The sequence below is a fragment of the Methanoregula sp. genome (assembly GCF_035543475.1).
In the GTDB taxonomy this organism is placed as follows: domain Archaea; phylum Halobacteriota; class Methanomicrobia; order Methanomicrobiales; family Methanospirillaceae; genus Methanoregula.
This window is the reverse complement of the sequence record NZ_DATKKA010000004.1, coordinates 38,057-63,596: the sequence shown is the minus strand read 5'-3', so window position 1 is coordinate 63,596 and position 25,540 is coordinate 38,057. Positions and strand designations below refer to the sequence as shown.

20 protein-coding genes and 1 tRNA gene are annotated in these 25,540 nt (G+C 55.2%); 8 read left to right on the top strand and 13 right to left on the bottom strand.

The genetic code is table 11. The annotated features are described in order from the left end of the window. Positions 1-34: 34 nt before the first annotated feature. The 5 genes from VMS83_RS00760 to VMS83_RS00740 form a co-directional block, all read right to left on the bottom strand. Positions 35-2,140 carry a DUF262 and DUF1524 domain-containing protein gene (locus VMS83_RS00760; RefSeq protein WP_325408887.1) on the bottom strand — a complete coding sequence of 702 codons (2,106 nt, stop codon included), beginning with the start codon at positions 2,138-2,140 and terminating at the stop codon, positions 35-37. Then, complete coding sequence (locus VMS83_RS00755) at positions 2,137-3,375, bottom strand: restriction endonuclease subunit S (protein WP_325408886.1); 1,239 nt, start codon at positions 3,373-3,375, stop codon at positions 2,137-2,139. Before VMS83_RS00755 ends, VMS83_RS00760 begins: the two co-directional genes overlap by 4 nt. A gap of 2 nt (positions 3,376-3,377) precedes the next feature. Further along, complete coding sequence (locus VMS83_RS00750) at positions 3,378-4,658, bottom strand: restriction endonuclease subunit S (protein ID WP_325408885.1); 1,281 nt, start codon at positions 4,656-4,658, stop codon at positions 3,378-3,380. Further along, complete coding sequence (locus tag VMS83_RS00745; RefSeq protein WP_325409119.1) at positions 4,655-6,205, bottom strand: class I SAM-dependent DNA methyltransferase; 1,551 nt, start codon at positions 6,203-6,205, stop codon at positions 4,655-4,657. The genes VMS83_RS00750 and VMS83_RS00745 overlap by 4 nt, the downstream gene beginning before the upstream one ends. Positions 6,206-6,965: 760 nt before the next feature. Next, on the bottom strand, positions 6,966-7,298 hold the full coding sequence (locus VMS83_RS00740) for a 4a-hydroxytetrahydrobiopterin dehydratase (protein ID WP_325408883.1): 333 nt from the start codon (positions 7,296-7,298) through the stop codon (positions 6,966-6,968). Positions 7,299-7,363: 65 nt separating this feature from the next. Here VMS83_RS00740 and VMS83_RS00735 point away from each other — a divergent pair, with 65 nt between their 5' ends. Both VMS83_RS00735 and VMS83_RS00730 read left to right on the top strand, forming a co-directional pair. Further along, positions 7,364-9,610, top strand: coding sequence for a DEAD/DEAH box helicase (locus VMS83_RS00735; RefSeq protein WP_325408881.1), 2,247 nt, complete (start codon positions 7,364-7,366; stop codon positions 9,608-9,610). A 48-nt stretch (positions 9,611-9,658) separates the two neighbouring features. Beyond that, on the top strand, positions 9,659-10,081 hold the full coding sequence (locus VMS83_RS00730; protein ID WP_325408878.1) for a cupredoxin domain-containing protein: 423 nt from the start codon (positions 9,659-9,661) through the stop codon (positions 10,079-10,081). A 49-nt stretch (positions 10,082-10,130) separates the two neighbouring features. Here the strand turns inward: VMS83_RS00730 and VMS83_RS00725 are convergent, their stop codons facing one another. From VMS83_RS00725 to VMS83_RS00700, 6 genes are all read right to left on the bottom strand, one after another. Then, the gene (locus VMS83_RS00725; protein ID WP_325408876.1) at positions 10,131-10,334 is read right to left on the bottom strand and encodes a hypothetical protein; all 204 of its coding nucleotides are present in this window, start codon (positions 10,332-10,334) and stop codon (positions 10,131-10,133) included. 246 nt (positions 10,335-10,580) lie between these two features. After that, positions 10,581-10,665 (bottom strand) — tRNA-Ser (locus VMS83_RS00720). A 134-nt stretch (positions 10,666-10,799) separates the two neighbouring features. Further along, positions 10,800-12,401 (bottom strand): thermosome subunit alpha, encoded by a 1,602-nt coding sequence (gene thsA, locus VMS83_RS00715; RefSeq protein WP_325408874.1) that lies wholly within the window; start codon positions 12,399-12,401, stop codon positions 10,800-10,802. Positions 12,402-12,566: 165 nt separating this feature from the next. Continuing rightward, positions 12,567-13,172 carry an orotate phosphoribosyltransferase-like protein gene (locus VMS83_RS00710; RefSeq protein WP_325408872.1) on the bottom strand — a complete coding sequence of 202 codons (606 nt, stop codon included), beginning with the start codon at positions 13,170-13,172 and terminating at the stop codon, positions 12,567-12,569. Between the two features lie 20 nt (positions 13,173-13,192). After that, a complete protein-coding gene (locus VMS83_RS00705) occupies positions 13,193-13,648 on the bottom strand; it encodes a nucleotide-binding protein (protein ID WP_325408870.1) in 456 nt (151 codons plus the stop codon). Positions 13,649-13,670: 22 nt separating this feature from the next. Then, on the bottom strand, positions 13,671-14,516 hold the full coding sequence (locus VMS83_RS00700) for a ribose-phosphate diphosphokinase (protein ID WP_325408868.1): 846 nt from the start codon (positions 14,514-14,516) through the stop codon (positions 13,671-13,673). A gap of 191 nt (positions 14,517-14,707) precedes the next feature. On the opposite strand from VMS83_RS00700, the gene lonB reads away from it, so the two are divergent. Genes lonB through VMS83_RS00680 form a run of 4 tightly spaced genes read left to right on the top strand, consistent with a single transcriptional unit; the run spans position 14,708 to position 19,578 of the window. Beyond that, entirely contained in the window at positions 14,708-16,699 is a 1,992-nt protein-coding gene (gene lonB, locus VMS83_RS00695) for an ATP-dependent protease LonB (protein WP_325408866.1), read from the top strand. Then, positions 16,696-18,036, top strand: a complete 1,341-nt coding sequence (locus tag VMS83_RS00690) for a TldD/PmbA family protein (protein ID WP_325408864.1) — start codon at positions 16,696-16,698, stop codon at positions 18,034-18,036. Before lonB ends, VMS83_RS00690 begins: the two co-directional genes overlap by 4 nt. Then, positions 18,023-19,312, top strand: a complete 1,290-nt coding sequence (locus tag VMS83_RS00685; RefSeq protein WP_325408862.1) for a TldD/PmbA family protein — start codon at positions 18,023-18,025, stop codon at positions 19,310-19,312. Before VMS83_RS00690 ends, VMS83_RS00685 begins: the two co-directional genes overlap by 14 nt. A 2-nt stretch (positions 19,313-19,314) precedes the next feature. Next, the gene (locus tag VMS83_RS00680) at positions 19,315-19,578 is read left to right on the top strand and encodes a pro-sigmaK processing inhibitor BofA family protein (protein WP_325408860.1); all 264 of its coding nucleotides are present in this window, start codon (positions 19,315-19,317) and stop codon (positions 19,576-19,578) included. A gap of 569 nt (positions 19,579-20,147) precedes the next feature. Here VMS83_RS00680 and VMS83_RS00675 read toward each other — a convergent pair. After that, entirely contained in the window at positions 20,148-20,846 is a 699-nt protein-coding gene (locus VMS83_RS00675) for a KaiC domain-containing protein (protein WP_325408858.1), read from the bottom strand. After that, a complete protein-coding gene (locus tag VMS83_RS00670; protein ID WP_325408856.1) occupies positions 20,843-21,670 on the bottom strand; it encodes an RAD55 family ATPase in 828 nt (275 codons plus the stop codon). The genes VMS83_RS00675 and VMS83_RS00670 overlap by 4 nt, the downstream gene beginning before the upstream one ends. 185 nt (positions 21,671-21,855) lie before the next feature. Between VMS83_RS00670 and VMS83_RS00665 the strand changes: the two genes are divergently transcribed. Both VMS83_RS00665 and VMS83_RS00660 read left to right on the top strand, forming a co-directional pair. Then, positions 21,856-23,562, top strand: a complete 1,707-nt coding sequence (locus VMS83_RS00665) for a type II/IV secretion system ATPase subunit (RefSeq protein ID WP_325408854.1) — start codon at positions 21,856-21,858, stop codon at positions 23,560-23,562. After that, positions 23,562-25,493, top strand: coding sequence for a type II secretion system F family protein (locus VMS83_RS00660; protein ID WP_325408852.1), 1,932 nt, complete (start codon positions 23,562-23,564; stop codon positions 25,491-25,493). Before VMS83_RS00665 ends, VMS83_RS00660 begins: the two co-directional genes overlap by 1 nt. Positions 25,494-25,540 lie beyond the last annotated feature (47 nt).

The following is a 25,540-nucleotide window of genomic DNA, read 5'->3' as shown; positions in this document are numbered from 1 at the left end:
TGCAGGGGGAAATAAGAGTATTTGTATATGATTTTCAGGAATAATCGCGGTTCATGCCGCTGTGCTTTTCAAAAGACTGTTTGACAAGAGCCATCACATCGTCGAGCTGATTCGCAGAAGTGAGCCTGATCTCGACATCTCCGTTGCCCCATTTGTTATTACCAGTCACGTCTGTGCACAATCCTTTGGGATCCTGGATCTCACCAAATTTTACATTGAGTGTAAGATTTAACCGCGATTTAAGCGGAACAACATCCACAAAATTTGTATCCGTTTTATACGCGATGTAGATTTTAAGGATCTCTTCCGTTACCGAAGCATCGAGATTAAGGATGCGTTTTCGTAATAGTTGGAACAGTTCCTCATTCTTTCCGCCTTCGTAAACATGGGGATGAATTGCCAGAGTGTATATCTTAAGATCAGGAGATTTTTCGGCTTTCTGGTATTTTTGAACTATCTCCGGAGCAAGTTGAGGATATGGCCAGACCTGAGTTGCAAGTTCTGCAAGCCGTTGTGCCCGGTTATTAATTTCACTTTCATTCCAGTGGTCCAGCTTGGCAAGATCATCATTCAGCCTCAAGTGACTATCCTTGAAACCTTTATCCATATCCCTCTTCTCTCTGAAGGGGCGTTTCCCATATTCGGAGTTATAACCGGTTAATGTGAGGTTGCCGAGAGTGTGGAGAAGTGTCTTATGGATCTCTTTCCAGTTCTCGCCCAGTTCTAATTTCCATTCCGGCGAAAGTTTCTCGTCCTGAGGCATAATATGTTCAATCGTGTACTCTTCCACATTGATTCGTTCCTTGTGCTGGAAATTTTCCAGTTTGCGAAGCCAGTAATTTCGCCGGGGATAGTGGTAGAGATCCTTGATCATGAACTGTGATTTGAATTCTTCATTATTCGGGAACCGCTTGTACTTATCTTTGAGGAGCAGGTTCGCCTGGAAGCTCTCAACATAATTTTTCTTGTCGATTTCTTTTCCGATATTGGCAAAGATGAGGTTCAGGGCATTGGTTGGGATTCCACAGATAGCCCGACGGAAAACGAAGCTTTCGACTGTGTTCAGAATCGTTTTGAAGTCATCAAGGGTGAGTAATCCCTGTTTGTAATCCTCATAGACTTCGAGCAGGAACGGGAATGCGACTTCAACCCGTAACTCGTTAATATCGTGAAATCTATCCCGGAGATCAGGATCCGGTTCTTTTTCACGGGAAATCTGGACATAATAGTTTGCATATTTGGTTATATCCGCAAGCAACGGTTCAAAGGATTCGGGAGACATCCCCATTGTGTAAGATTTGAACGCTTCATACACACCTCTGAATGTCGGGATGTCCCGTGATTTGATGGTCAGGTAATCACGCATGAACCGGTTGAATAGTTCAGCATATTCTTCCTGGCCGAAGCTTTGCTCCATAGGATACCAGTAATTATTATAGAATTTCGCCTGCTCGTTTATCTCGCGGTCCATGAGGATATAATTCCGAACAAGATCAGTCTGTGTGAGATCCATACCGGTCGAGTTCATACTTTCGAAAATTCTCTGAGGATTATCCTGAGTCCGGTCAAGCGAGATATCGACCATCAGCAGTTTCTTGATACCCTTATAGATGGTTAAAATGTCAACCGGGGATTTTTTTATCTGGTCCTCAAAAAATTTGTAATTCTCGATAATCCGATGAGATGCAGGCACTTTAAGTGGTGCATCATCAATGAGATCGATAAGAGTTGATTTGTCGGTGCGTGTAAGGATGAGTTTGTACCTCAACTCCCCCTCTTCATTACTGTTCAACAGATAATAATTCAGAATCTTCTTGCTGGAGATCTCACCCTCGATATTTTGATCTCTCATCCGATGGCTCAAGGCAATAAACAGGAGTGAGATCGTTGTGAGACGCTGGTGACCATCAATAACCAAAAGCTGAGGCGGGGATGCGACCTGGAATTGGCCTTTTTCGATGTAGACGATCGAGCCGATGAAATGACCTGCAATCTTCTCGTCAGAACCTACTTTGATAATATCTTTCCATAACTGCTCACATTGATCCCGCTCCCAGCGATAAGTCCTCTGGTAGATCGGGATGAGAAATTGTTTTGTCCCGTCAAGGAATCTGGTTAATTGGATCTCTTTTGCATTCATGCTTCAGCCTCGGGAATTTTTATGTCAAGATCGCTTACATCAATCTCGCCGCTGATGAGTTTCGGGAGCAGGAGATCGCGGGTGCGGCGGAGATTAGCGTTTTGAGAGATAATTGTAGTTATTAGATTAACAGCAATAGAAATTTGAGCATTAAATTTTTCTACTAATTCTTTTGGGGGAACAATAATTTTTAATTCAGTAAACGATTTAGTTGTCAGACTTCCCCGCGAACTGTTCGAATCAGATATTTGACGAAGTTCGGGATATCTCCGAGAAAGATTAAAATAGAGATACAAATCGGATATTTTGCGTGCGTCAGCGATCAATGCGATTATTGATTGATTAATATAACTTTCAAGCATGAGGAATGATGTTTGCCCTCTCGTTTGCCCTTGACCTGCGCTTGCGATTATTGTCGTACCAGCTTTAACTAATCGGGTGCTTGAATTGGAAATGCCGTCTATTGTAATTGTTTTATCCGTTGAAATGATGTAATGATTACGAGTTTCTCCTGAGGATAGCCAAGGAATACTCCCGTTCCAGTAGTTCGATATTTTTGTATTTGGAGTGCCTCCGCTGTAAATTTTCTCACAAACCTCTGAGATTTTTCGTATCTCCCACCCCTCTGGCACCAGCCCCAGTTCCGATTCCACCATCCCCACGCCTTCATGCCCGGGGAAGCGGAAGTCGACGAACCACTCGCGATAAAGTGCCTGCGCCATCTCTTCAAGAATTTTGATGCGCCATGTGTTTTTCTCGATGAGGTCATCGTAGGTAGAAAGGATGGAGGCGATTTTTTGTTGAGTCAAAATTGAGGGTAATAGAATTTCAATTTCATTTAAAATTGTCAACGTTAAAAATTTTGTAGCAGCGCCAGTTGAAATACTTCGTAATATCTCTAATTGTAACTGAAGGGAATAGAACAAATAACGATTCAATAATTTCGTTTCATCAAGAGATTGGATGACATATGTTCTTTGGTATGCTTCAAATTTTCCAGTAAAATAAAATAGTGGATAAATTCCATTTGCGTTATTCCCTCCGAGAAGAACACATTCGGTATCAAAAGAATAAGTATTTGTTAAAGCAGGTGTTTTAGCGCAGGTGAAAAAAGGATATTTTCCGTCGGGTTTTGCAGCATTAGAATCCAATTTTCCAGTCTTAAATGATGCGAGAGATCCTAATTTGTTTAATTGTATTAATGATTCTTTTCGAGTATGATCAAGATTTGCCATACTCATGCTTCAGCCTCGGCAATTTTGATATTGAGACTGCTCACGTCAAACTCGCCGCTGATGAGTTTCGTGAGTAGGAGATCGCGGGTATAGTTGAGATTCTGGTTTTTCTCTTTTAATAAGAGGATGTTTTCCAACATCAATTTTGATAAATAGTCATACTTTTTTAGTAGGTTATCGTCATTAGGAACTACCAAACTTATACTCTTAAGATTGGTTTTGTTAAAACCAGCTTGAGCAGTTCTCCCACTCATTCCAATTAGCATTTTTTGGAAAAAATCGTCCTTTAAAAATGCCCTTAAATATTCTCGATAATACTCCTTGCTTGGTAGCACTTTTACCAAGGCAACATTATATGCACCTGCAAGTCCGAAACAGATTCGTCCAACAGAAGCTCCATATCTCGCAATCATTAAATCATGAACCGAACATTTTCTCAAATCTTCCGAATCTTTAACAAAGCTAACATATTGATCCGAGTCATAATCCCGGATTTGAATTATTCTAACAAATCCATTTTGAGGTTCGTATTTCCACTCATTCTTTGGTGGTTGAGCTCCTCCCTGAAAGTCCATAATGTTGTCAAGAGTTTTCACCTCCCACCCCTCCGGCACCGGCCCCAGTTCCGACTCCACCATCCGCACGCCCTTATGCCCCGGGAAACGGAAGTTGACGAACCACTCGCGGTAGATTGCCTGCATTATTTCTTCGAGACATTTGATGCGCCGGCTGTTGTTCTCGATGAGGTCGTCGTACGTGGAGAGGACGACGGCAATTTTTCGTTGGGTTGAGAAAGAGGGTAGCGGAAATTTTTCTGATTCTGAAAAAATGGTAAATTGAAACCTTGAAAGACCTGTATGTTGGGTGTTATATTGAGACATGAATTCAAATTTATGAAGATATTGCATTACCCAATAAATGTATGATGAACATGCCATGTGAGGGTTTATTCGAATAAATCTACTGAAACTTGCGCAAGTAACAGGACAATTTGATCTAGATAATATTGAGGGTTTAATTAAGAGGGTTCTACCAGTTGATCGGTTTTTTGCACCACCGGCCGTTTCTATTATAATATCGTATGGCCGAATTTTTTTTCTTTGTGCGATTATATTAGGAATAAATCGATGGGGGACATCATTCAATGAACCGATCTTGACCTCTTCAAAATCGGTTCCTCTAATTACCATCATCTCTACAGAATCCCCAAATGGCTCTTCTTTTCCCCATTCGCCATCTTTGGATTCTAAAATTAATGGTTTAAGGTTTGTGAGTTTATTCATGGAGTGCTCGATAAAATCTTCCCCACATTCTCCCCAATCCGCTCCTCCAGCACCCGTGCCTCCGCATTGAGCCGCTCCAATTCCTCGTTAAGCGCCTCCAGTTTCTCATGGAAATCGCCGTCATCGCCGGCCCGCTCTGCAACCCCGACATACCGGCCCGGGTTCAGGCTCCAGCCCTGTGCTTCGATATCGGCAAGCGATGCGACCTTGCAGAGCCCGGCAACATCCCGGTATTTCCCCTTCGGGAACTTTTCTTTGAGCTGCGGTTCGCTCCCGCACCATGTCTCAACAGGCTCGCCCCTGTGGAGTCGGACAATGTTCGCGATGAACTCAACTTGGTCCGGTGTGAAGTCCCGGTGTGCCCGGTCGAGCTGCCGGAAAATATTCCGGGCATCGATGAAGAGGACGGTATTTTTATTGGCAGTCTTTGGTTTTGCCTTATCGAAGAACCAAAGCGTGCAGGGCAGCGTGACGGTATAGAAAAAGTTCGGGCCGATGCTGATCAGCACATCAACGGCACCGGAATTAATCAGTTGTTTGCGGATCTCCAGTTCGGTCCCCCGGGCATCTGCCGCCGAGTTTGCCATCACAAAGCCGGCCCGACCTTTCGCGTTCAGGGAATGATAGAAGATCTGGATCCAGAGGTAGTTCGCGTTATCCGTTGATGGGATACCAAGCCCGAAACGCCGGTCTCCCCGGATCCGTTCCTTATCCACACCCGAGACATTGAACGGAGGATTGGCCATCACGAAATCGAATTTGCCAAAACACTCATGCGGATCTTCATAATAGGTGTTGGCTTCGCGGATATCCCCCGAAAGTCCGTGCACGGCGAGGTTCATTTTGGCAAGACGGATAGTATCGGTCACCCGCTCGACACCATTCATTGAGATTTCTGATGAAGGCTGTTTCTTGTGCCGCTCTACAAATTTTGCGCTCTGGACAAACATACCGCCCGACCCGGATGCAGGGTCGAGGATCAGGCCATGGTAGGGTTCGATCACTTCAACAATCAGCCGGACGAGACTTGTCGGCGTGAAGAACTCCCCACCCTTTTGTCCCTCTTTCATTGCGAACTTTCCGATGAAATATTCGTAGATCTTACCGAAGGCATCTCCTTCGATATCGTCCGGGATTGATGAGAGGACCCGGATCAGTTCAAAAAGCGTACTGTTCTCGATCCGCTGGTAATTTTTCGGGAGGACATCGCGGAGATCTTCATTGTCCTGTTCGATCAGCTTCATCGCGTCGTTGATCGCTTTACCGATATCCGCCCCTTCGGGCAATGTCTTCAGGTACGAGAACCGCGCTTTGTCCGGTATGAATAACCCGATCCTTGACTGGTAATCGATCTTTGACGGGGTACGACGGCTTGATGTCGTATATTTTGCCTGGACATCTGCTGCAACATGACTGAACTTGAAATCCGCATATTTGAGAAAGATCAGGCCGAGAACCGGCCCGGAGAATTCTGACGGTTTGAGCGGGGAATTGGCCCAGAGCTGATCGGCAGCAGCCCAGAGCCGGTTTTCGATATCGTTGTTCATCTGAGTCAAGGAAATACCTCTGGAGGTAGGATATCCTGTTTGATTAAGATCTCCTTTTTGTTTTCTGAAACAAAGGATATTTCGATTTTATATTATCATTGATTTCTCTGCGAGCCACTCACAAGGTCTGACCTGATATCACCTCTCGGATGTAAGCCCATGCGGCACGGGGCGAAGCCCCGTTTGAGGGTTCTCTCCCACCAAAATCTCCTCGTAAAATGCTCCTTTCCGGTTCGTGTGGAAAACACTCTATTTAATCGCCCCATTCGCTAAAATAAGCCCAAATTGAGCCCCATATAATGCACGTAAACGGCCCGTAAAGGCCTTTTTTCAGCCTCTTTTCCCGGGATCATGCAAACACCAAACGGCGCTGAGATCCGCCCAAAAAAGTGCCAATATTTGAGCCTTATTTTTCGTCCGATTGCAAAAATAATGCCGATTTAGGCTTATTTTAAAAAGAAGCCCGTATCGGGCTCCGACAGGACCCCGGAAAGGGTCATCCGGGCTCAAATCGGGCCCGGAATAGATGAGGTCCGGATCGACACTTTGGGGGGTGAGCCTGGCAGGATGGGTCTTTTTTCGCCCTCTTTTCCCGTCGGAGAAATACATCGGGTGCCCGGTCGGACACGTTCGTTTTCGTGCGGGAAGCGCTCGATCGTGTGAAGGCCCTGAATGCAATCACGGGACCGCGGATGCGGTAAAAAAGATCGCGGCCTTGTTTTGGCCGGTCCGGATCTCCAAAAAAAGATCTGAGGGATCCTTATTCGTTATAGCGCCGCTCGTTGATCTTTGCGGCCATGATGAAATCGTTGAGGGTGAGCCCGCCGGCCGGGTACGTGTAGAACCCTACGTCCACAAACTTTCCCTCCCGCATGGCAAGGTCCGGAAGGTGCCCCTCATCGGTTGCCATGGTGAGCACATCATTGAGGAATTCGATGGACAGGCTGCTGTCATCGAACTCAAACGTCCGGGTCAGGTGGCCGTTCTCGAGCGACCAGCCGGGTACTTCCCTGAGGAGCTCGACCGTGTCCTTGCGCGTGATGGGCGGCGAACCGGGCTTGTAGGTCGAGCACTTCTTCTGTGCGAGTTCCATGGATACACGTCCGGCCTGTGACCAAAAAAGGTTTTTTATAGCCCAAAAAAGTGCGGGAGGGGCTTTTGCCCGGCTGCACCGCCGCAAAGGCCATAACACGCCGGGCACAATGGAGTAGTACGAACAGGCTGTCGGCGTATCCCCGCCTGCACGAGTCCCTCCGGGCAGTCCTTTCCGAACGGCTGGGCTGGAGCGGGCTCCGCGAGGTGCAGGAGCAGGCGTATGAAGCGATCCGGAGCGGGAGCGATACGCTTGTCATCGCCCCGACCGCCGGGGGCAAGTCAGAGGCCGCCCTGATCCCGGTCATCGACGACCTGGTAAAGAGCGGCGCCCCGGGTGTGGCGTGCCTCTGTATCTCTCCGTTAAAGGCGCTCATCAACGACCAGGAGGAGCGTCTCGCTGCGTTCTCGCGGCCCCTCGGTCTCTCGCTTGCCGTGTGGCACGGAGACGTGCCCCGGGCCGGGCGGGGATGGGACCCGGCCGATCCCCCGCAGTTCCTGCTGATCACTCCTGAGTCGCTCGAGGTCCTCCTGCATACCCCGGACCGGCTTGCGGCGCTCAGGTCCCTGCGGTACGTCATTGTTGACGAGCTGCATGCGTTTGTCGAATCGGAGCGGGGCGTGCACCTCCGCGTCCTGCTCGACCGCCTCGACCGGATCGCAGCCGCCCCGGTCCAGCGCATCGGGCTCTCGGCCACCGTGGGAAACCCGGAGGAGGTGCTCGCATGGCTCTCGGGCGGGCGGGGGACTGCCCGGCTTGTTTCGGTCCCGCCGCCACCGGCCAAAAAGGCGTTCCGGTTCGTGATCGAACCCGACCCGGACCGGCAGATCGATGCGCTCGCCCGGCTGGTTGCCGGAAAAAAGGCGCTCGTCTTTGTCAACAGCCGCACGGCAACGGAAGCCATCGTGCAGGCAGCGGCAGGCCGGATCGCAAACCTCCACATCCACCACTCCTCGGTTGCCCCGCAAAAGCGAAAGGAGGCAGAGGAAGCGTTCCACGGGCCGGAAGGGGCGTGTATCATCTGCACGAGCACGCTTGAGCTGGGCCTCGATATCGGGGACCTGGACATCGTGGTGCAGGTCGGCCCGCCGGACTCGGTCTCCTCGTTTTTGCAGCGGATGGGCCGGACCGGCCGGCGGGAGAAGGTCGCCTCGGTAGCCTGGCTCCTGAGCGGGCCGGGCGAGCTCCTGGCCAGCTGCGCCACCATCGAGTGTGCCCGGGAGAAGCGGACCGAGCCCCTCCATCCCCCGGAAAAACCCTGGAACGTGCTTGTCCAGCAAATTTTCCTGTACATCCTGTCGGCGTCCCGGGCGGGCCGGGGGGCGGTCGTGCGGGACCTGCGTTCATACTATGCGTTTGCGGGCTTCTCCGCAGCAGAGATCGAAGGGCTTCTCTCCCACCTCGTTGCTGCCGGGTACCTTTCGGCAGATGGCGGGATGCTGATGCCGGGGCCCGAGGCCGAACGCGTGTTCGGGCGGTCCCGGTTCCGGGAGCTGTACTCGGTGATCGCCGGGGGCGGTGAGTACCGGGCGGTAACCCCGGATGGCGATGTGGTGGGCAGCCTGGATGCCCGGTTTGCGCACCAGGAAGACCCGGGCGGCTTTGTCCTCGGGGGGTCGGCTTGGTCGGTGGTAAAGTGCGACGAGAGCCACCGCCTCGTGGTCGTGGTCCCGGGCGCACAGGCGAAGATGTCCTCCCGGATCTTCCGGTCAGCCGGCAGCGACGCCGGCCTCTCCCCGGTCATCTGCGGGGGTATCCGGCAGATCCTTGCCCGGGGCAGGAGCACCCTCCCCCTCGGTGATGCTGAGGCGTCTGTCCTCCGCGAAGCGCTGGGCGTTTTTCCGGACGACATCAGCGAAGAGGGGATCTTTGTCCGGGAAGAGCGGCCCGCCCGTGGCCGGGAGGTCGTGGTGTATTCCTTTGCCGGGAGCCGGAACAACCAGGTACTCGCCTCCCTGCTCCGGGGGGTGCTCGGCCGGGTCCGGGTCAGGTACGACGATTTCCGGGTCCGCATCAGCGGGGCCGGAAAGACCGGCGCAGCAGAACGCGTGGCAGGGGCCCTCCGGGCCATTCCTTCGCTCCCGCCGGAGAAGGTGGCAGCCTCTCTTCCGCTGCCCGCCCCGGATCCCTGGAAGTTTGCCCGGGTGTTGCCGGATGCATCCTTCCGGGAGATGATCCTCTTCGATTATTACCGCGCCGGGGAGGTGATCCGGTCCCTTGCCGGACAGGAAATCACCATCCTTGCGGCGGAGGAGCCGGACACGGCAGCCACAGAGAAAGCACCGGTGCCAGGCGACGCAGAGTATCTTTAAGGAGACAGACGTGGAGATGATATCAGGTACCTTTTCGGAGCACCAGTGATGAAATACGCCATTGTTCTCTGCACGGCCGCAATAGCGCTCCTGCTGGTGGCAGGGTGCAGCCAGATCTTTCCCCCGCCGCCGGGCCTCGTGACCCCGACCGCAACACCTGCCGCTGCACCGCAGGCAACCGCCCTGCCGATAACCGTCCCCACCACGGTCTCGGTCTCGGCCAATACCGTGATCATCCAGAAGATGGCCTATACCCCGGCAGAGATCACCGTGAGCGCCGGTTCCATCGTGCGCTGGGTCAACGAGGACAAGGTCACGCACTCGGTCCTTTTCTCCCCGGATGCAAAGATCAATACGTTTGCCCTCTCCCCCAGCCAGTCCTATTCCGTGAAGTTCGACAAGGCCGGCGTATACAACTATACCTGCAGCATCTACTCCTCCATGCAGGGAGCCGTCATCGTGACGCCGTAAGGCCGGGTAACCGCATAACCGCGGTAAAGGTGACAAAAAACAGAAGCGATCAGAGGCCGGCAAACCGAGCCAGCGCCCCCACGATAATGCCAAACATGGAGGAGGACGCCGACATCATCCCGAGCAGGATATAGCCGGCGATTACTCCGATCTTGAGAGGCGTGTAGGTCCGGTTGATGTTAAGGCGCCGTACCGTACGGAAGTTCTTTGCCTCCGCCGATATCGCCGGCTTGTTCTTCCTGATTCGGAACATGGTCGCCTTCTCCCTGGAACGGGCCCTGGCATTGCGCCGGGCTTCGCGCTCCTTAGTACAATATACTGGGAACATGGCGTATTTAATATTTTTTTATTCCGGCAAAGGGAAAAAACGAAAAAATTTTGAATATAATCCAATTCCGGGATTAAACTTCCGCCCTTTTGGATTTCTCCGGGGAGCTCAACGCAGGTCCCGGAAATGGCCGGCCGGAACGTATTGTTCCGGAAAAAAATGCTGGATATACGCCGAGGGGGAGATTTGAACTCCCGAGGCGCGAAGCGCCAGTAGCTTTCGAGGCTACCGCCTTCCCGGGCTAGACTACCTCGGCACCCGGTTTCTGATCATTTTCTTTGCGATTCCACAAATAGGTATCCCCGACTTTCCTCTCCTGCCGGCCTGCAGGGGATAAAGGAGATCTTCCAGGGAAAGGAACCGGGAAAAAAGGTATCGTGGGGGAGAGGATTATGCCATGGGCGGCATGCCCGGCGGCATGCCCTTGTTCTGGGTGATCATCATGTCGTCCACGCGGACGAGCATGATGGCAGTCTCGGAAGCGCTCTCGATGGACTGGCGCTTGGACCGGAGCGGCTCGATGACGCCCTCGGCTGCCATGTCCACGACCTCGCCGGTGTAGACATTGAGGCCGGCCGTCTTCTTGCCCTTTGCATGGGCGTTCTTGAGCGCAACGAGCTTGTCGATCGGGTTGTACCCGGAGTTCTCCGCAAGGGTGCGGGGGATGGTCTCGAACGCCTTTGCATATCCCTCGATGGCCAGCTGGACCCGGCCCCCGACGGTCTCTGCGTAGTCCCGGACTTTCATTAAGAGCTCGGTCTCGACCGCACCGCCGCCGACAACAAAGGTGCCGTCCTCGATTGCGTCCATGACCACGCGGGTCCCGTCGACCACGGCACGCTCGAGCTCGTCGAGCAGGTAGTCGCTGGTGCCCCGGAGCAGGATGGTGATGGTCTTGGGGTTCTTGCAGCCGGAGATGCGGGTCACGTCAATATCGTGGTCCTCTTCGACAGCCTCGGCATGGCCAAGGTCCTTTGCGGTCAGGTCCTCGGGCTTGTTGACGATATTTGCATTGAGCGCCCGGGCAGCGTACTTGAGGTCCTTTTCCGGGACGTCCTCGACGGCGTAAATGCCGTTTTTCGCAAGGAAGAACTGGACCGAATCGGCAATGCCCTTCTGGCAGAGGACAACGTTTGCACCGGTGTCAATGATTGCGTCGGCGAGTTTCTTTAAGGTTGCCCGCTCCTGTTCGGAGAAGGCTGCAATCTGGTCGGCAGTGGAGATCTTGATCTTTGCCTTCACCTGGGTCTTCGCGATCTCCATGGGGAGGGCGATGAGTGCGACCTTTGCCCCGGTGATCTTTGTGGGCATGTCCTCGCTGATGCGTTTCTTGTCGATGACCACGCCGCGGACGAGCTCGGCGTCATCCATGGACCGGCCCTTCTGCTTCTTGATCATCACGTCATCTTCATCGGCGAGGTACTTGCCGTTAACCTTCTCCGCGATGGCCATCACGGCGTCAACGATGATCCCGTCGAGTTTTCCCTTGACCGACTCGATCGATTTGCCGGTGATCGCGGTATCGGCGATCTTCATGAGGGTCTTTCTGTCCTTGGGATCGACCTTGTACGAGAGCGATTGGGTGATCTCGAGCGCCTTTTCCATACCCAGCCGGTAGCCCTGGGCGATCACGGTCGGGTGGATACCCTGCTCGAGCAGGTACTCGGCCTGCTCCATGAGCGAGCCTGCGATGACCACGGCAGTCGTGGTCCCGTCGCCGACCTCGTCATCCTGGGTCTTTGCCACTTCGATGACCATCTTTGCACCGGGGTGCTGGACCGAGATCTCCTGGAGGATGGTGGCACCGTCATTGGTAATGACGATATCGCCGGTTGAGTCGACGAGCATCTTGTCCATGCCGCGGGGACCAAGCGTGGTCCGGACCGCTCCGGCAATCGCTTTTGCGGCCATAATATTGGAACGCTGCGCCTCCTTGCCGGTATTGCGGTCTACATTGTCTTTTAGGATGATAATTGGTTGACCAGATAACATAGATGATCCTCTAATGCTGTAAAAGGTGGAATTGAACTTCTATATATAGCAATCTCTTCGTGATCCTGAGAGGCGGGGAGCGGTCGGGCAGGGCTGAGGCGGGTGGTGCGGATCTGCTGGCGATCGCGCGACATAAAACCGGTCCCGGGATCCAGAAAAAAGAGATTAATCGATCCGGGAGATCGTGAAGAGCGAATAGACCGGCACGCCGTCAATATCCCGGATGCCCCTTTTATCGAAGATGACCCAGATGGCGACCGGCACCGCCCCGTGCTTCTTGAGGTACTTGACCACTTCCCGCATCGTATTGCCGGAGGTGATCACATCGTCGACAATGATGCAGCGCTCCTTTGCCACGGGCGCAAAATTCCCGCTGATCGATCCCACCGGGCGGTCGCTCGTGTTCTGCTTGGAGGGATGGTAGATGGCAAGCTTTGCGGCTTCCTGGACGGAGATGACCGTTGCGAGGGGGATACCGGAGAGGGCGATGCCCACGATTACGTCCGCTGATGCAGCCTCCTCGTCTTTCTGTGCACTATAGTACCGGTTCAGGAGCATCAGGGCAATCCCGTCGAGCAGGGGCGCCTGGCTGCTCACCGCGGTCCAGTCGATGTGGACGTCTTTTGGTGCTGCCGCCCCACAATTTGCCTGGGTCAAAAGCCAGGTCACCGTTTCCATGGAGAGGGACAGCTCGTCTGCAATCTGGCCGGGGCTGTGGCCCTCGGATAAAAGGAGCTTTGCCCGGGCAATCAGATCGTCAAGGGAAGACATGAAAAAAGATTTGTGGTAATCTATTTAAGTTTTCGTTTGATTATTGCGCCGCAGACCGGGCATTCACCGTCGGTTTTAAAGTACCGCCCACAGCCGCTGCACCGGTATTTCCAGCGGATGGCTTTTGCGGCCCGCTGCTGGATCGGCTGCACGGCAATCCCCAGGGCCGCTGCCACGTTCTGGACGGCAAAATCATCCGTAACAAGGGTCGCCGAGAGCTGCCCGGCCAGGGCAAGGACATCGCAGTCGGTTGCGGAGATCACGGCCTTATCCCCGGAGCGCTCTGCTGCTGCCCGGACCCGTTCGAGTTCTCCTGCCTCCGGCGGGCAGACCCGGAGCCCGGCACCAGCGAGCAGGTCAAACCGGCATTTGCTTTTGAGGTCCCTGAGCTCATCTACCACGGACGGGGTGGTGTAGCACTCCCCGCTCACCGGGTAATCCGTAAAAAAAACCGTGGCATCCAGCACGCACTTCATGGTCGTGTCAGTACCCCTGCGGTCATCCCTTCAGGGCTGCGGCAATACTCTTTGCCGCGGAGATACGGCTGCAACCCCGCTCAACGGTGTCGCAGCAGAAGACGTCCCGGATCCCGCCCGCTTTCAAGTGGACGAACGCCCCGCCGATCAGCACACCGTGGACGCAGGCCGCGTACACATCGGTCGCCCCCTGCTGGTACAGCATATATGCCGCCGTTGCGATCGTACCGCCGGTCGAGATAATATCGTCCACGATCACCACGGGCCGTGAAGCAGCGCTCAGCTTCTTTGGCGCCATCTTCACCTCGACCCCGGAGAGCCGGGTCTTTTCAAGGTGGTCGCAGTCCCATCCTCCCACGGCCGCCACGCCCTCTGCAAAGGCCATCGCCCCGTCATCGGGTGCGAGGATAAGGGGATTTTTGAGGTGCAGGGTCTGTATGTACGCACCCACGTCCTTTCCCACCGAGATGTTTTTGGTGGGAACCCCGAAGTATTTCAGCACGTCCGGCTCGTGGATGTTGACGGTGATGCAGTCCGCCACGTTGTCCTTGAACAGCCGGGCGATCGCACGGGCGCTGATCGGCTCGCCGTTTTTGAACTTCTTGTCCTGCCGGGCGTACCCCATGTAGGGAATGACCAGGTGGTTTTCTGAGCCCTCGCAGGCATCGATCAACAGGAGCAGCTGGACCAGGGCATCGCTGCCGGTAACGCTGCCGACAATAACGGTCTCATCGTCCAGTTCGCCGGCAGCGAGGTACAGTTCGCCATCGGGAAACCGGGAAAATTTCACATCGACCATACCCGTGTTGAGCGCCGTAGCGAGGCGGGCGGCAAGAATCTGGGAGCTCTCCGTGCTGATCACTTTCATGGTAACGTACCTGTCCCTTTGAAGGGTGCGGGAGTACTTTTCCCTGCTTTACTATTACATCCTGCCGTGCGTATTATTTTTCCCCCTTTTTTTCAGCCTGACAAGGGGGTTGCATACTGCTGAAAGTACTTAAACTATCATGCGTCAAGATATATGCACACTGAAGGGTGGAAAAAGAGGTACAAATTCCAATGGAAAATGTAAAACCAGAAGAACCGGTGCAGGATAATGCCGCTTCAGGGCCCCTGCAGCCGGAACCCGCCACGGTCATCGGGCAGGCAGAGCCCGGGCCAAAAGCTCCGGTTGAAGCGGCACCCAACCCGGAGGGAGCATCCTCCCGGATCGAGGTCCCGCCCAAGCTGATCGACCAGGTGATCGGCCAGGAGCGTGCCGTCGAAGTTATCAGGAAAGCCGCCATCCAGCGCCGGCATGTCATGATGATCGGGAGCCCCGGGACCGGTAAGTCCATGCTCGCAAAAGCGATGGCCGAGCTCCTGCCAAAAGAGGAGCTCCAGGACATCCTGGTGTACCCGAACTCCGACGACCCCAATAACCCCATTATACGGACGGTCGCTGCCGGGAGAGGCAAGCAGATCGTTGCCGCCCACAAAATAGAGGCCAAGAAGAAGGTCCAGTTCAGGAATACCCTTCTCCTGATCCTGATCATCGGTATCATCGGGTACGCGTTCATCACCTACCAGTGGCTCATGGGAATCATCGCGGCCGCCTTTGTTTTCATGGCACTCCGCTACACGATGCCCCGCGAGGAAGGGATGGTGCCCAAGCTGCTCGTGGCAAACGATGTAAAAAGCAATGCTCCGTTCATCGACGGGACCGGCTCGCACGCCGGGGCCCTGTTGGGGGATGTACGGCACGACCCGTTCCAGAGCGGCGGTCTTGAGACCCCGGCGCACGACCGGGTGGAGGCAGGGGCCATCCACCGCTCCAACGGCGGGGTACTCTTCATCGACGAGATCAACACCCTCGATCCCCACTCCCAGCAGAACCTGCTCACCGCTCTCCAGGAAGGCGAGTTTCCCATCACCGGCCAGAGCGAGCGCTCGAGCGGCGCCATGGTCCGGACCGAGCCGGTCCCCTGCCGGTTCGTGATGGTCGCGGCCGGCAACCTCGACGCAATCCAGGGTATGCACCCGGCGCTCCGGTCCCGTATCCGCGGCTACGGCTACGAGGTCTACATGGCCGAGAGCATGGAAGATACGCCTGAGAACCAGCAGAAATATATCCGGTTCATTGCCCAGGAAGTCAAGAACGACGGGAAGATCCCGCACTTCGACAAGAGCGCCATCGACGAGATCATCCGCGAGGCCCGCCGGCGCTCCAACCGCAAGGGGCACCTGACCTTAAAGCTCCGGGACATGGGCGGTCTCATCCGGGTTGCCGGCGATATCGCCCGGCAGGAAGGGGCAACGCTGACCACGGCAGCCCACGTTGTCACGGCAAAGAAGACCGCACGATCGATTGAAGACCAGGTCTCCGATGAGGTCACCCGGCACCTCCGCGAATACGAGATGACGGTGGTCGAAGGGACCCGGGTCGGGCGGGTGAACGGTCTTGCCGTCACCGGCAGCGACGCCGGCTCGGTGCTCCCGATCATGGCCGAGGTGACACCGGCAATCGGGAAGGAAGGCGGTGAAGTGATCGCCACCGGCCTGTTAAAGGAGATTGCGCAGGAGTCCATCAAGAACGTCAGCGCAATTCTCAAAAAGTTCACCGGCAAGGATGTGAAAAACATCGATATCCACATCCAGTTCATCGGGACGTACATGGGGATCGAGGGCGATTCCGCATCCATCAGCGTGGCGACCGCCGTGATCAGCGCGATCGAAGGGATCCCTGTACGGCAGGATCTTGCCATGACGGGCTCGCTCTCGGTCCGGGGCGATGTGCTCCCGGTTGGCGGTGTGACCTACAAGATCGAGGCAGCAGCAAAGGCCGGGATCACGACCGTGCTCATCCCCAGGATGAACATCAACGATGTCCTGATCGAGGAGCAGTACAAATCGAAGGTCACGATCATCCCTGTCGATACCATCGATGAAGTGCTCAAGCATGCGCTCGTTCCCGAGAACATGGACGGCTTCCTCTCCAAGCTCAGGAAGATGGCGATCCGGTCCACCTCGGTCTTTGCCGAAGCACCGGCGACCAATACGACCACGGCATGACCGAACCATCCGGCATCCGGTACTATGACCTGCGCCAGGTCAGCGGCCAGTCGACCCACATCGATGTGGACAAGGGTGTGATCGAGTCGGCCGGCACCGTTTTTTTCAACAAGGCCGTGCTCCGGGTCCTCGGGCCCCGGGGGTGGGGTGTCCTCACATTCGACAATTACGTCCATGAGCCCGGGAAAAAATTTTACGAGCTCCTGGCATCGGCCCAGAAACTTGCGCACCTCACTGACGACGAAGTCAGCCTGGGTGACGGCCCGCGGGCCCTGCGCCCGGTCCCCCCGGTAAAAGAAGACTGCCGGGATGTGGGGATCGAAGAGAAGGCCTCCCTCCTCCTTGCCATAGAGAAAGCAGCAGACCATCCGCTCGTGACCAGCCGGCGGGCAAATTACCTGGAACGGATCGAGAACGTCTGGTTTATGGACAGCTCAAAAAACGAATACCGGTACGAGACCTGCCGTTCGGGGTTTTCCGTGATGGCGGTCGCCTCCCGGAACGGGACGGTCCAGATGGGCTATGAACCGGATCACACCCTCCGCGGTTTCAACCTCCGGCACCGGGAGGATATGGGCCGGAAAGCGGCAGCGACCGCGGTTGCCCTTCTGGATGCCGGGGCCGCAAAGGGCGGAAAAATGCACGCGGTTCTCGACCCGGAGCTGGCCGGGGTCTTTGCCCACGAGGCGGTGGGCCATGCAAGTGAAGGCGACCTCATCGAAGAGGGGAATTCCGTACTCAAAGGGCGTACCGGCGAGAAGATCGGCAATGACCGGCTCACCATCGTGGACGATCCCTCCCTGCAGGAGTTCGGCTTTGAGCCGGTCGATGCCGAGGGGATTGCTGCGGGACGGACCGAGATTATCCGCGCCGGAAAGGTGAATGCCTTCCTCCATAACCGGCAGACGCTTGCAGCCGTAGGAAACGGCGTTGCCGGCCATGCCCGTGCCATGCCCGGGGAGCCGCCGCTCGTGCGGATGAGCAACACGTTTATCGAAACCGGTGATGCAACGGATGACGAGATCCTCTCGGAATGCAAAAACGGGATTTACCTGGTTGGTTCGCGGGGAGGGCAGGTGGACCCGGGCCGGGGGGTTTTCCAGTTCAACGCGGAGTACGGCTACCTGGTCGAGAACGGCGAGCGGACAACGATGGTCCGGGATGTCTCGCTCTCAGGCGAGATCCTCTCCACGCTGCACGGGATTACCCTGTGCGGCAGACACCGGGTCATGCACCCGGGATACTGCGGGAAGGGTGGCCAGAGCGTGCCGGTGAGCGACGGGGCACCGCTGGTGCTCCTGTGCGATGCGGTGGTGGGTGGCAGTGGCGTGGATTGAGGAGCTGTTCCGGGAAGGGGAAAAGAGGGTCGGCGAGCTGGAGGTGTACTGGTTCTCCGGCACCTCGGTGTCTGCAGACTTAAAACAGCGCCGCGTGGCCCTCTGCTCCTCATCGGTGGAGACCGGCATGTGCATACGCACCATTGACAAGGGGAGGATCGGGTCGTCGAGCACCAACGACCCGCGGCAATGGCAGGCCTGTCTCGATGCCGCTGTTGCCGGCGGCCGGCTCGCTACACCGCAGGAATGGAAGGGACTGCCGGAGCCGGCAGCGCTCCCGGAAACAGACTTTGCCTGGGATCCCACACTTGCCATCGAACCGGCAACAGCTCAGGAAATGCTTGACGGGATGCTTGACGGGGCCTCCGGGTACCCGGACGCTGCGGTCACGTCCGGTGGGGCTGGGGTTGCTGCCGGCGAGGTTACGATCGCAAACAGCCATGGCGTCCGGTATACCTCCCGGCAGTCGGATCTCTCGATCTCGCTTGAGACCATCAGCGGCCAGTCCACCGGGTATGAATTTGACCATGCATGGGAAAAAGGGCTGGTGGACCCCCGCCGCGTCGGGAAACGGGCGGCCTGCCTTGCCTCCCGCTCACAGGGTGGCAAAGATATCCCCTCCGGGGAGTACGATATCATCCTCTCCCCCATGGCCTTTGCCGACCTGCTCTCCGGGATCTTTGTCCCGGCGCTCTCCGGGCGCAATGTCCTGCAGGGACGCTCAAAGCTTGCCGGAAAGATCGGTGAAGCGGTTGCGGCCCCGGGCATCTCTTTCTATGACGACCCGCACCGCCCGGGCGCTGCCGGGAGCACGTGGTTTGATGCCGAGGGAACACCCACCCGGCGGCTTGATTTCGTAAAAGACGGCATCCTGTCCGGTTTTGCCTACGACCTGAAAACCGCGTACCGTGCCGGGCTGCAGTCCACCGCGAGCGCCATCCGTGGCGGTTTTGCCGGGCTCCCCGCTATCGGTCACCACAATTTTGTCGTGGACGGGAAGCGGGAGGCACTCTTCGATGAACCCGCGATCTATGTCCATGGCGTGGTAGGGGCCCATACGGCCAATCCCTTAAGCGGGGACTTCTCTGTCGAGATGTCCAACCCGTTCCGCGTCCGGGATGGCGAACTTGCCGAACCGGTCCGCGGGGCCATGCTCACCGGCAACTTTTTCGAGCTTCTCGGTAACATTGAGGCCCTGGGAACGAAGGACCGGGCGGTCGGATCCTACATCCTGCCCCCGGTAAAAATTAAAAAGACACGGGTCATTGGTAAGTAACTATGAGTGATCTTCTTCTCGCGGTTGTCCTGATCGTTGCCATCCTCGCCATCGCGTATTTCCTGATAAAAAAGATGGCAATCCTCGTGGTCAACGCCGTTCTCGGCCTCCTCCTTTTGTTTGTCCTCAACTTCTTCCACGTCATGCAGTGGGTGGGCCGGCCCGATCTCGGGTACAGCCTTGCCACGCTCATCGTGTGCGGTGTCGGGGGATTGCCGGGCGTGCTCGTGCTCGTCCTGCTCAATATATTCGGCGTAACGATCTGAGTGGATCTCCGATCCCGGAATTTTTTTTCTTCTTAAATCCAGCTCACATGCTGCATGGTTTTTCAAACGTCGGCCCGTACCGAAAAACCAGGATATGTGGTTCTCCTTACATATACCTGACACCACATCTTCTCCAGATAAAGAAAATAACGCACAATAAGCCACCGGTTTGCCGAAATACGCGAAATTTGAGCCCCATATAATGCACATAAACGGCCCATAACGGCCTTCTGACGGCCTCTTTTTCCGGGATCCTGCAAAAGCCAAACGGCACTGAGATCCGCCCAAAAAAAACGCAAATACGCGAACCGTATAATTCGTCCGATTGCAAAAATAAGGCCAATTTAGGCTTTTTTGAAAAGAAGCCCAATTTGGGCTCTGATGGGATCCCGGAAAGGGTCATCCGGGTTCAAATCGGGGCCGGATTATCCACATTCATGATGGAGGATCTGACATGGGGTCTTTCCAGTAGCGATATCCGTGATCCTTCGCCGGAGGGGGGATTTCATATCTTGATATTTCAGGGCATTGCCCTAAAAAAAATTGCCTTAAAAAAACGGTGCCTGGGATCAGAACACGTTCGCTTCCGAGTACACCGTCACCTGGGTCTGCTCGATCTCGTAGGGCTTGATCTCGCGGGAGTGGGCGGACATCCGCATCTTCACCACTTCGAGGGCCAGGTGGACATCGGTCAGGTCGCTTGACCGGATATAGCGGAGCAGGACAACTGTGTCGGCGAGATACTCGATCAACCCGTGCCGGCTCGAAAAGACATTGTTGCTGTCCGTTTCGGAGGTCATCATCATAGTGCACTTCTTGTCCCGCAACCCATCGACAAACTGGAACATCTCACGCCGCCGCTCTGCATCATTCGAGAAGAGATCCTCAAAAAGCGAGATCGGGTCGATGACGACCCGGGTTGCCTGGACCTCGCTGATCAGGTTTGGGAGCTCGTTTTTTATCCGGTTGTTTGCGAGGTTGAAATCTGTGGGATCGAGTTTGATGATAAAGAAGGATTTGTTGATGAACGGCTCTACATCCCAGCCTTTCTGTTTCATGTACAGGATCAGCCTCTCTTCGCGTTCTTCGAGGCTGATGTAGATGGCCCGCTCCCCGCGCTTGAGCCCGTCCCAGATAAATTCGAGGGAAAACGTGGTTTTCCCGGTACCGTAAGTTCCTATGATGGCGCAGATGCTCCCGGTAAGCAACCCGCCCCCGAGCATTTCATCGAGCCCGGAGATCCCCACCCTGACGCGATTCCCGTTCATATGACCATCCTGATATTGCTCACTTCGAACCCGCCGGTCGTGGATATCCTGACCGCAAATTTCACCAGGTCCTGCTCTTCAAGATGGGGCATAACACCCCGGAACTTCTCGAAGTACATCACCCGCTGGCGGCGGGCCCCGGTGCTCTCCTCCCACCGGAACAAAAAGACTGCATCGGCAATATCGGCTAGTTCGATCTCCTTTGCCTCTTCAATAATGCCCCGGCTGAGCAGGAGATAGATGGTCAGGTTTTTTGTCTTGGAGAGCCTCTGGAGGCCCCGGAGAAAGCCGGTCAGGTCTGCCCAGAGATTGGGAAGGTTTGTCTGGGTGGCAATATCGGTGATTGAGTCAAGGACGATCACGCTGTCCTTTTCCGCTGCAGCAAAGATCTCGGTAAGCCGCATGAAAATATTGGCATGCTCGGAGCGTTTCTGGAGCCGGGTCAGCGTATCGCTGCGGCTGTACCAGGAATCAGGAACAATGCTCCGGTCAAAATAGAGATCAGAAAGATCCTCGAAGGCGAGTCCCCCCATTTTCTCGTCGGGAGTATCCCCCTGGAACGACTTCCTGATCTCATTGCGGATATCATCTTCGAGCCGGGTGAAGGTAATATACAGGATTTTTTTCGGGAGCAGGATGCCAGGCAGGGACTTCTCTCCCATTGCTTCCAGGGAATTTACCGTTGAGCTGTAAACAAATTCATAGTGTCCAGCCCCGATCTCCCCAAGGAGGAGGGTCAGGGTTCCCGGGGGGACCCCGCCATCGAGAATAGGGTCGAGTGATGCAATCCCGGTAGGCATTCTGGTTTTCTGGTTTTCCTGCATCTGTCACTCCGTTGGTTCCGTTTGCTGTTTTTTAGAAACTCTCTTGGGCGCACACTTAAAGATATCTGTCATCCTGCCTCGATCCTGCCCTGAAAATATCCCGCAACCTTTCACGCAAAACACTATTTATATAAGTGTCTCCTGAACTATAAACGAGAACACGAGGCATCTCGTGAGGCGGGCGTATGCAGTTCTTTGACCTTTTTGCCAGATTCAGGGAATTCCGGTCGCGGCCCGGGAAAAAAAAAGGAGTCGCGGACACCTTACCGGCAGCGGAAGAAAAGGCCGGTGGGCCATTATCCGCCAACCGCGAACCAAGCTACCGGTATTATTTTCGGCTTTTCAAAGCCCGTGAGCAGATTCCCGAAGAGGAATACGATCCTGCACGGCACGGTACCCTGGTCAGCGCCGTGCTGCCCGAGGGGTATGACCTGCTCGACCAGTACTGGATCGAGGAGGGCAGGACGCTCGTTTACATTGCCCAGAACCGCAGGACGAACCAGACCGAGTATCTCCTCTTCGAACCGCCGCTATCAGAGTTCGAGTACGAACTGCTCGAACGCCTTCACGAGGATCTTCTCGATGTCCTGGTCCTGACCTCGGATGAGGTTAAAAAAGATCGCAAAAAGATCCTCCTCTCAAAAGTGCACAGCCTTTTGGACGATTACGGGCTTGTTCTTGACCGGTCGGCCCTTTTTAAGATCGAATATTTCCTGATCCGGAACTTCATCGGGTGGTCGCGGATAGACGCACTGATGAAAGACCCCCATCTCGAAGATATATCGTGCGATGGCAGCGGGATCCCGCTTTTCCTGTACCACCGGAAATATCGGAATATCAAGACCAACATTGCATTCGATGCCTCGATCTTAAACTCGCTCGCGATTACGCTTGCCCAGCGTTCGGGAAAACACATCTCGGCAGGGACACCGATGCTGGACGCAACTCTTCCGGATGGCTCCCGGCTCCAGCTGACGCTCGGGACTGAGGTAACCACGAGGGGGACCTCGTTTACCATCCGGAAGTTCCGGGAAGAGCCGTTCTCGCCCATCGAGCTTATGGAGTACGGGACGTTCTCGAGCGATGAACTCACCTACTTCTGGCTTGCGATAGAAAACGGCATGAGCATGCTCTTTATCGGAGGAACCGCATCCGGGAAAACCACGTCCCTCAATGCGGTCTCGCTGTTTATCCCCCCTATCGCAAAAGTGGTCAGCATCGAGGACACCCGGGAGATTACGCTCTACCACGAGAACTGGATCGCGAGTGTTACCCGCGAATCGCTCACCGAGGGCGGCAACGCCATTTCCATGTTCGATCTCCTCCGTGCCGCCATGAGGCAGCGGCCGGAGTACATCATTGTAGGCGAAGTCCGGGGCCCCGAGGCACAAACGCTCTTCCAGGCGATGAACACCGGCCATACCACGTTCTCCACCATGCATGCAGGCAGCATCGATGCGGCCATCCACCGGCTGGAGAGCGAACCGCTCAATGTTCCGCGGAACATGATCCAGGCCCTCAACATCATGAGTGTCCAGGCCCTCATCTTCCGGGGAACCGAAAGGGTACGGCGGGCCCAGGAAGTAGTCGAAATTGTCGGAATCGACGCAGCCACCGGGAACCTCAAGGTCAACAACGTTTTCGAGTACGATCCGGTCCACGACACCACCCGATATACCCGGCGTTCCACGGTATACAACACCATCGCCGCAAAACGCGGGTGGACTCGCGAACAGCTCGATGCCGAGATCGCGGTAAGAAAGGACCTTCTCGAAGCCATGCATACCCAGGGGATCCTGGATTATATCTCAACCGCCTCCCTCTTCCATAACTATAATATCAACCGTGTGAACGTCCTTGCCCACCGTGATGATCTCCGACAGGTACTCTGATGACCTTCCGGCACTCTCTCCAGACATGGCTGCTGCGTGACCCCCTCAGGTACCAGGGCGTCCATGCGGATCTCGTCTCGTCACGGTCCGGCCTGACGCTCGAGCAGTACCTCTGGAAGTCGGTCCGGATCGCGGTCCTCTCCGGTCTCCTCTTCGCTCTTATCGGGTATGTGGTGAGCGAATTTTTTATCCGGGAGGTGGCGTCCGGGCGGGGCATCTATAATGTCTTTAACCTCCAGCTGCCCGCGCCTCTCGGATTTCTCACCGGCACCTTATTCGTTGTCTCCGCAAGCGTACTACTCTCGTTTGCCGTCGGGTCGTACCTTGTTTATCTTCTCCTGCTCCGGCTCCCCGGTATCGAGAAAAACAACCGGAGCATCAAGATCAACCTGACACTGCACAATGCGGTCGCCTATATGTATGCAATGCGCCGGGGCGGGGCGGAGCTCATGGCAATCTTTTATGCCCTTTCCGAGAATGCCCCCATCTACGGTGAAGTCGCACTCGAATTCCGGCAGGTCACCCGTGACGTGGATTATTTTGGATCCGATGTGATCACGGCAGTGAGGCACCTCTCCCAGACAACACCTTCGGCAAAACTCAAGGATTTCCTGGAAGATCTCCTCTCCGTGATCGGAAGCGGGGGAAATCTCTCGGAATTCTTTGCAGGACGGGTGAGACTGTACCAGGAGGAGGCACGGTTCGAGCAGAAGCAGTTTTTAACCATGCTCTCCATGGTGGCAGAATCGTATGTCACTCTCTTTGTCGCCGGGCCGCTCTTTCTGATCATCATCATGGTGGTGATGGGCATGATGGGCGGACCGGCAGTGCTCCAGCTCTCGCTTGTCATCTACGCCATTATGCCCATCGGGTCACTGATCTTCATCCTGCTCATCGATCTCGTCTCCGGAAAGGCGGAGAAGGCGGAGCGGTATGTCCGGGCAAAGGAGCTCAATACCTATGCCGACGTCCAGCTGATCCAAAAAACCGGTGAAGAATCCCTCTTTCACCAGCTCCGGATGTATGACAAGGTACGGACACTGACGCACTACATCCGCCATCCCTTCGAGAGTTTTGTCAACGATGTCAACCACACCCTCTATGTCACCATCCCGGTTGCGATCCTCTACCTGGCCCTTGTGATCTGGAATATCCCTTATTATGCGGACCCGGAGCTCTTTATCGATGTAATCAATGCCCATATCGTAATCGCCCTTCTCATCGTCCTTGTCCCCTATGCGATCTTCTACGAGATCTGGTCCCGGAAGGTCAGGGGGATCCAGGCCATGATCCCGGATTTCCTGGAACGGATGGCCGGCATCAACCGGGTCGGCCTTACGATTGCCCAGGCTATCGCGATCATGGTCAATACCAATCTCGGCCTCCTCAGCTACGAGATCCGGCGGATAAAAAGGGATATGGACTGGGGAGTGAACTTCTCCGAGGCACTGATGCGCTTTGAGCAGCGGATCAGCACCGCCTCCATAGCAAGGACGGTGACGCTGATCACCAAGGCAAGCGAGATGAGCGGGCAGATCGGTGAGGTGCTCGAGATCGCCGCAAGCGACGCAAAGATGAGCGAGACATTGAAAAGAGAGCGCCTTGCCGAGATGTTCATCTATACGGCAATTGTCTATCTCTCCTTCTTTGTCTTCCTCTTTGTCGTTGCCGTACTTGCAACGCAGTTCCTGCCGGTCCTCGCCCATATCGGGACGTCAGGGATCTCCGGGGCCGGCCCGCTCTCCGGCCTTGGATCGGTACCGGTCAAGGCATTTAACCGGCTGCTCTATCATGCCTGCCTGATCCAGGCCCTCTTTTCCGGCCTGATCGCAGGGCAGATGGGGGAGGCCTCGCTTGCCGCCGGTGTCAAGCATTCCTGTATCCTTCTTGCCATTGCCCTGATTACGTTCAGTTTTATCATCGTCATCTGATCATCCCCCCGCCGGTCTTCGCTTCCCGCTGTCCCGAGGGGGCCGGC

Coding starts and splice junctions, on each gene's coding strand:
- VMS83_RS00760 (WP_325408887.1), bottom strand. CDS start 2,140: ATGAATGCAAAAGAGATCCAATTAACCAGATTCCTTGACGGGACAAAA.
- VMS83_RS00755 (WP_325408886.1), bottom strand. CDS start 3,375: ATGGCAAATCTTGATCATACTCGAAAAGAATCATTAATACAATTAAAC.
- VMS83_RS00750 (WP_325408885.1), bottom strand. CDS start 4,658: ATGAATAAACTCACAAACCTTAAACCATTAATTTTAGAATCCAAAGAT.
- VMS83_RS00745 (WP_325409119.1), bottom strand. CDS start 6,205: ATGAACAACGATATCGAAAACCGGCTCTGGGCTGCTGCCGATCAGCTC.
- VMS83_RS00740 (WP_325408883.1), bottom strand. CDS start 7,298: ATGGAACTCGCACAGAAGAAGTGCTCGACCTACAAGCCCGGTTCGCCG.
- VMS83_RS00730 (WP_325408878.1), top strand. CDS start 9,659: ATGAAATACGCCATTGTTCTCTGCACGGCCGCAATAGCGCTCCTGCTG.
- VMS83_RS00725 (WP_325408876.1), bottom strand. CDS start 10,334: ATGTTCCGAATCAGGAAGAACAAGCCGGCGATATCGGCGGAGGCAAAG.
- thsA (WP_325408874.1), bottom strand. CDS start 12,401: ATGTTATCTGGTCAACCAATTATCATCCTAAAAGACAATGTAGACCGC.
- VMS83_RS00710 (WP_325408872.1), bottom strand. CDS start 13,172: ATGTCTTCCCTTGACGATCTGATTGCCCGGGCAAAGCTCCTTTTATCC.
- VMS83_RS00705 (WP_325408870.1), bottom strand. CDS start 13,648: ATGAAGTGCGTGCTGGATGCCACGGTTTTTTTTACGGATTACCCGGTG.
- VMS83_RS00700 (WP_325408868.1), bottom strand. CDS start 14,516: ATGAAAGTGATCAGCACGGAGAGCTCCCAGATTCTTGCCGCCCGCCTC.
- lonB (WP_325408866.1), top strand. CDS start 14,708: ATGGAAAATGTAAAACCAGAAGAACCGGTGCAGGATAATGCCGCTTCA.
- VMS83_RS00690 (WP_325408864.1), top strand. CDS start 16,696: ATGACCGAACCATCCGGCATCCGGTACTATGACCTGCGCCAGGTCAGC.
- VMS83_RS00680 (WP_325408860.1), top strand. CDS start 19,315: ATGAGTGATCTTCTTCTCGCGGTTGTCCTGATCGTTGCCATCCTCGCC.
- VMS83_RS00675 (WP_325408858.1), bottom strand. CDS start 20,846: ATGAACGGGAATCGCGTCAGGGTGGGGATCTCCGGGCTCGATGAAATG.
- VMS83_RS00670 (WP_325408856.1), bottom strand. CDS start 21,670: ATGCAGGAAAACCAGAAAACCAGAATGCCTACCGGGATTGCATCACTC.
- VMS83_RS00665 (WP_325408854.1), top strand. CDS start 21,856: ATGCAGTTCTTTGACCTTTTTGCCAGATTCAGGGAATTCCGGTCGCGG.
- VMS83_RS00660 (WP_325408852.1), top strand. CDS start 23,562: ATGACCTTCCGGCACTCTCTCCAGACATGGCTGCTGCGTGACCCCCTC.